This is a genomic window from Immundisolibacter sp. (genome assembly GCF_041625615.1).
Lineage (GTDB): Bacteria > Pseudomonadota > Gammaproteobacteria > Immundisolibacterales > Immundisolibacteraceae > Immundisolibacter.
The window spans coordinates 1-4,627 of record NZ_JBFJTF010000162.1 but is presented as its reverse complement, the minus strand read 5'-3'; the positions used below and the strand labels follow the sequence as shown (position 1 = coordinate 4,627).

The 4,627-nt window shown below is 71.9% G+C and carries 5 protein-coding genes and 2 pseudogenes; 3 read left to right on the top strand and 4 right to left on the bottom strand.

From position 1 onward, the window contains the following. Nucleotides 1-417, bottom strand: a pseudogene (locus ABYX71_RS10625) (hypothetical protein); the annotation flags it as partial. Nucleotides 418-873: 456 nt separating this feature from the next. Here ABYX71_RS10625 and ABYX71_RS10620 point away from each other — a divergent pair. Beyond that, the gene (locus tag ABYX71_RS10620; RefSeq protein WP_372696471.1) at nucleotides 874-1,758 is read left to right on the top strand and encodes a hypothetical protein; all 885 of its coding nucleotides are present in this window, start codon (nucleotides 874-876) and stop codon (nucleotides 1,756-1,758) included. Between the two features lie 43 nt (nucleotides 1,759-1,801). Here the strand turns inward: ABYX71_RS10620 and ccmI are convergent, their stop codons facing one another. Genes ccmI through ABYX71_RS10605 form a run of 3 tightly spaced genes read right to left on the bottom strand, consistent with a single transcriptional unit; the run spans nucleotide 1,802 to nucleotide 3,752 of the window. Next, entirely contained in the window at nucleotides 1,802-2,842 is a 1,041-nt protein-coding gene (gene ccmI / locus ABYX71_RS10615; RefSeq protein WP_372696470.1) for a c-type cytochrome biogenesis protein CcmI, read from the bottom strand. After that, nucleotides 2,839-3,228 (bottom strand): cytochrome c-type biogenesis protein CcmH, encoded by a 390-nt coding sequence (locus ABYX71_RS10610; RefSeq protein WP_372696469.1) that lies wholly within the window; start codon nucleotides 3,226-3,228, stop codon nucleotides 2,839-2,841. The genes ccmI and ABYX71_RS10610 overlap by 4 nt, the downstream gene beginning before the upstream one ends. After that, nucleotides 3,228-3,752, bottom strand: coding sequence for a DsbE family thiol:disulfide interchange protein (locus ABYX71_RS10605; protein ID WP_372696468.1), 525 nt, complete (start codon nucleotides 3,750-3,752; stop codon nucleotides 3,228-3,230). The genes ABYX71_RS10610 and ABYX71_RS10605 overlap by 1 nt, the downstream gene beginning before the upstream one ends. Before the next feature lie 209 nt (nucleotides 3,753-3,961). On the opposite strand from ABYX71_RS10605, the gene ABYX71_RS10600 reads away from it, so the two are divergent. Then, on the top strand, nucleotides 3,962-4,327 hold the full coding sequence (locus ABYX71_RS10600; protein ID WP_372696467.1) for a hypothetical protein: 366 nt from the start codon (nucleotides 3,962-3,964) through the stop codon (nucleotides 4,325-4,327). A 14-nt stretch (nucleotides 4,328-4,341) separates the two neighbouring features. Beyond that, nucleotides 4,342-4,627 (top strand): annotated as a pseudogene (locus ABYX71_RS10595) (FMN-binding protein); the annotation flags it as partial.

Sequence of the window (4,627 nt, the reverse complement as noted above, 5' to 3'; positions counted from 1 at the left end):
GGTGCCGGCGCAGGCGTCGGTGCCAGCGGTGGTGTCGGTGTCGGCGCCATGCCACAGGTCGGTGCAGGTGCCGGTGCCAGCGGTGGCGTGGGTGTCGGCGCCACACCACAGGTCGGCGCCGGTGCAGGTGCCGGTGCCAGCGGTGGCGTGGGTGTCGGCGCCACACCACAGGTCGGTGCCGGTGCGAGCGGTGGCGTGGGTGTCGGCGCCACACCACAGGTCGGTGCCGGTGCAGACGCCGGTGCCAGCGGAAGCGTCGGTGCCGGCATACCGACGGGAGCGGTGAATGCGACCCGCGATGCCGCCACCCAGACCACCCGCGAGGCCGCCGGAACAGCCCGTTCGGCAGCGGGTCAGGCCCGTGGCACGGCGAGCGGTGCGGCCAACACGGCAGCGGGCGCTGCCGGCAGCGCTCAAGGCTCGGCCACCGGTGGCGCCTCGGCTGGTGCCAGCACCGGTGGCTCCGGCCAGGCCGGCGGCTCGGTGTCCGGCGGTGCGGGAGCCAGTGCTGGAGGCGTCGAAGCCGGTGCCGGTGGGTCGATGTCGGGGGGCGCTGCCGCCGGCACGGGCGGCGCTGAAGCCGGCGCCGGCGGCTCGGCGGGCGCGTCCGTCCAGAACTGACCGGTAGCGTGCTTACCGGCGGCGGGACGCAACGTCCCGCCGCCGGCGTCCTTCGGCCACGCGCCAACCTCGTGCGCAAGCGGCCGCTTCAAAGACAGGCCTTCATTCCCACACGGACGGGGCGCCCTGTGCGCCAGACGCTGGCGCACGCCGTACGATCACCGGCAGGCCGTTACAGACGGAGCGCCGGTAGGCCGTGCCACGCAATAGCGGGTATCGTTGCCGGCCGACCTACGGCCAACCGACCTTGCCATGACCACCCGCACCCGCGAGCGACGCTCGCGCCATGACCGCCGTCGCTCCGCCAAACGTGCCCGCCGCTTGCGCCTGATCGGCCTGGGGATCGCCCTTGGGCTGTTCGCCGGACTGGTTTACGGCATCCGCTGGCCGATGCACCTGCATCGCCACTGGCATATCACCGAGACCATTCCTCTGTCACGGCCCAACAGCCTGGCGCTGGATGACGACGGCGCATTGCGCTACGTCACGCAGGCAACCATCCCGGGCGCGCTGGTGCGCTTGACGGACACGCGTCCGAAGCTGGTGTTCGGCGACTTCGGCGAACCGGACGGGCTGCTCGTGGAGGACCGCATCCTGACCGTCAGCGAGGCCGAGGACGACGGCCGCGTGATGGCCTACAACCGCGACACGGCCCGTCTGCGGGTGCTGGCACGCATGCAGCGCCCGGAGGGATTGCTACGGCGCCCCGACGGCAGCCTGGTCGTCGCGCAGAACGTGCCGGAGGGGCGATTGTGGGTCTTGCGCGACGACGCCGAACCGGCGGTTCTGGTGGAAGGCCTGAACAAGCCCGAGAGCCTGTGCAACCTGCCGGACGGCCGTATCGGCATCGCCGAAAGCGGCCGCGGCCGTATCGTCGCCTATGGCCCGCAGGGGCTCGAGGTGCTGGCCGACGACCTGGACAACATCGACCGCCTCGCCTGCCCGGCCGACGGCAGCCTGTGGGCGGTCATCAGCCGGGTGCGCAGTGGCCGCCTGGTGCATATCGTGGACGGTCGCCACCGCACCATCGCGCGCCACCTGCGCCAGCCACAGGGCATCGTGCTGCTGCCGGACGGCAGCCTCTACCTGGCCGAATCGCGCGCCAATCGCGTGCTGCGCCTGGCGCCACGCGACTGAACCCAACGCTGCGCGCGCCGCGTGCGGAGCGGCGGTTCCGGCGTCACGGGCCGCCGGGCGGCGCCGTTCCTTCCAGCACGCGCTGCACCTGGGCCCGCAGCGGCTCGCCTTCCGGCAGGCGCTCGAGCAGGCGCTGCCAGTAATCCCGGGCCTCGTCCGGGCGGCCGGCCAGCTGCGCCGCCTGCCCCAGCACCCACAGCGCCGAGGCATTGTCCGGCTGCAGCGCAATCAGCTTGCGGTACGCCGCCACCGCCTCGTCGCTGGGCGCGCGCGGGTTCAACGCATAGGCGCTGGCGGCGTAGGCGGCCAGCACCTCCGGGCGCTGCGGGTCGAGTTCGTGCGCCCGGGCATAGGCATCGCGGGCGCCGGCCCGGTCGCCACGCGCCGCGCGGGCAAAGCCGGCCCGCACCCAGGCAGCCGGATCCTGCGGCGCCGCCAGCGCCGCCTGTTCCAGGCGCTCGATCATGGCGGCAATCGCCGGCGGTGGCGCGTCTTCCGCCACCGCCGCATAGCCCTCCAGGATAGCCATGTCATCCGGCGCCAGCGCCGCGGCCCGGTCATAGGCGCGCCGGGCATCGTCCGGGCGGCCCAGCACCACATAGGACCGCCCGAGGCGTTTCCAGCCCTCCACGTCGTCACCGTTGGCTGCCAGACGCGCTTCCAGACTGGCGACCATGGCGGCCGGGTCTACCGGCGACGTTGCGGCCGGACCGGCGCGGGAGGCGTCCAGCGCCTGCCAGAAGGGTCCCTGCAGAAACAGGTACAGACTGCCGCTGGCCAGCGGCAGCAGGACCAGCACCGCCAGTGCAAACGGCCACCAGGTGCGCGCCGGACGCGCCGGGACGGCGTCATCGTCCGCCGGCAGCTGGCTCAGCTCGGCCTGCAGGCGCTGGCGCTCGTCGTCGAAGCTGGCGGCGTCGATCACGCCTTCCGCCCGGGCACGCGCCAGTTCGGCAAGACTGTCCTCGATCTGCGCGCGACGCCCGCCGGCCGTGCCCGCCGCAGCCGCCGGCGCCGGCAGGCGCAGCACCAGGCAGGCGACCGCCACCAGCGACAGCAGCCCCACCAGAATGATCGCACTCATGCGTCGCCCTCCCTGCCGATGCGCCGGCGCAGATAAAAAAACGCGCCCGCGCCGGCCAGCGCCAGCAGGCCCAGCGGCGCCCACCACAGCGGCGCGCCCGAGCCGTGCGCCGGTGGGCGCATCAGCACGAAGTCACCGTAGCGGTCGCGGAAGTAAGCAATGATTTCGGCCTCGCTGCGTCCGGCCGCCAGTTGCTCGGCGATGGTACGGCGCATGTCCAGCGCCAGCTCGGCCTGCGATTCCGCCACCGACTGGTTCTGGCACACCGCGCAACGCAACTGCTCGGCGATCTCCAGCACCTGCCGCTGGCGTGGATCCTCGCTGACCGTTTCGGCCCACGCGCATGGCAACCACAAAACCACCAGCACCCACCACAGGCCGCGCATCAGCTGACCCCGAACAGGCGCGACAGGTAGTCGCGCAGCGTGGCAGCGTCGAGCGGACCCACGTGCTTGGCCAGCAGCGTGCCGTCCGGCGCCACGAAAAAGGTCTCCGGCACGCCGTAGATGCCCAGCTCGAGGCCGGCACGGCCTTCCGGGTCGTAGAACGACCAGCGATAGGCATTGCCGCGCTGGTCGAGCCAGGCCTGGCCAGGCGCGCGCTCGTCGCGGTAGTTGAGGCCGATGAAGGCGACCCGGTCCCCGAACCGGCGCGACGCCTCCACCACCACCGGATGCTCCACCGCGCACGACTCGCACCACGAAGCCCAGACGTTGATCAGCATCGGTCCGCCCTGCCCGGCCGTGGCCAGATCCACCGGGCGTCCGTCCAGGGTCTCGCCCGTCATGGTCGGCAACGGCTTGCCGATCAGCGGTGACGGTATGCGCTTGGGATCGTGCAGCAGGCCGAGCGCCAACGCGCCCAGCAGCAGCACCAGCGCAGGTATCAGAAGCAATCGCCAGAGTTTCATGTGTCCCCTGATGCGGGCGCCGCAGCGGATTGCGACGGCGCTCGGCGTGTGACGGTCTGGCGTCAATTATCGGGTGCCTGCCCGGCGCTGGCGAGTGTGGCCTGCCCACGCGGGCCGGGCCGGGGTCCCGCCCCTTGCCAGGCCCGGCGGCCTTGACCATACTCAGACTGGCTAATGCGAATTATTATTATTTGTACCGGTCATCAAGCATGCCGCTCGCCCATCCTGCGCCCCCCACCGATCGCCTGACCGGTACGCTGCCGCCGCAGGCGCACACCGCCTGCCCGCCGATCGACCGCCACAAACCGCGCGTGCCGGGCGTGGAGACACGGTTGCAATACAATTTTCTGAGACCGGCGCTGGCCCCGCTCGGCCTGACCACCGCCTTCGGCTTCGGGCACGGCACGCCGGCCTCCCCCTGTACCGCGGCGGCCGCCCCCCGTCCATCCGCGCTGCCCGGACGGTCATACCTGACCGGTGGCGGCGAGACCGTTTCGGGACAGGACGACACCGGCTTGCGCCCGATCGAGAACACCCAGCAGGACGCCCGGTTGCGCCTGCGCTACAACGTCTGACCCCGGAGCCCCGCATGGCATCCCCGTCCTCTCCATGGCTGGTTGCGCCGGCGCTGCTGGCCCCGATCGTGGTCCATGCCGCGCAATACCTGTCCGTCGAGCAGGCACAGCGCGTGCTGTTTCCGGCCGCCGACCGCTACGAGCCGCACTCGGTGACGCTCACCGCCGCCCAGCGCAAGGCCATCGAGCAGGCGTCGGACACCCGCGTCTACAACTCCCGCCCGAGGGTCTGGCAGGCAATGCAGGGCGACACGGTGCTCGGCCACTTCTTTGTCGACCAGGTCTACGGCAAGCACGAAT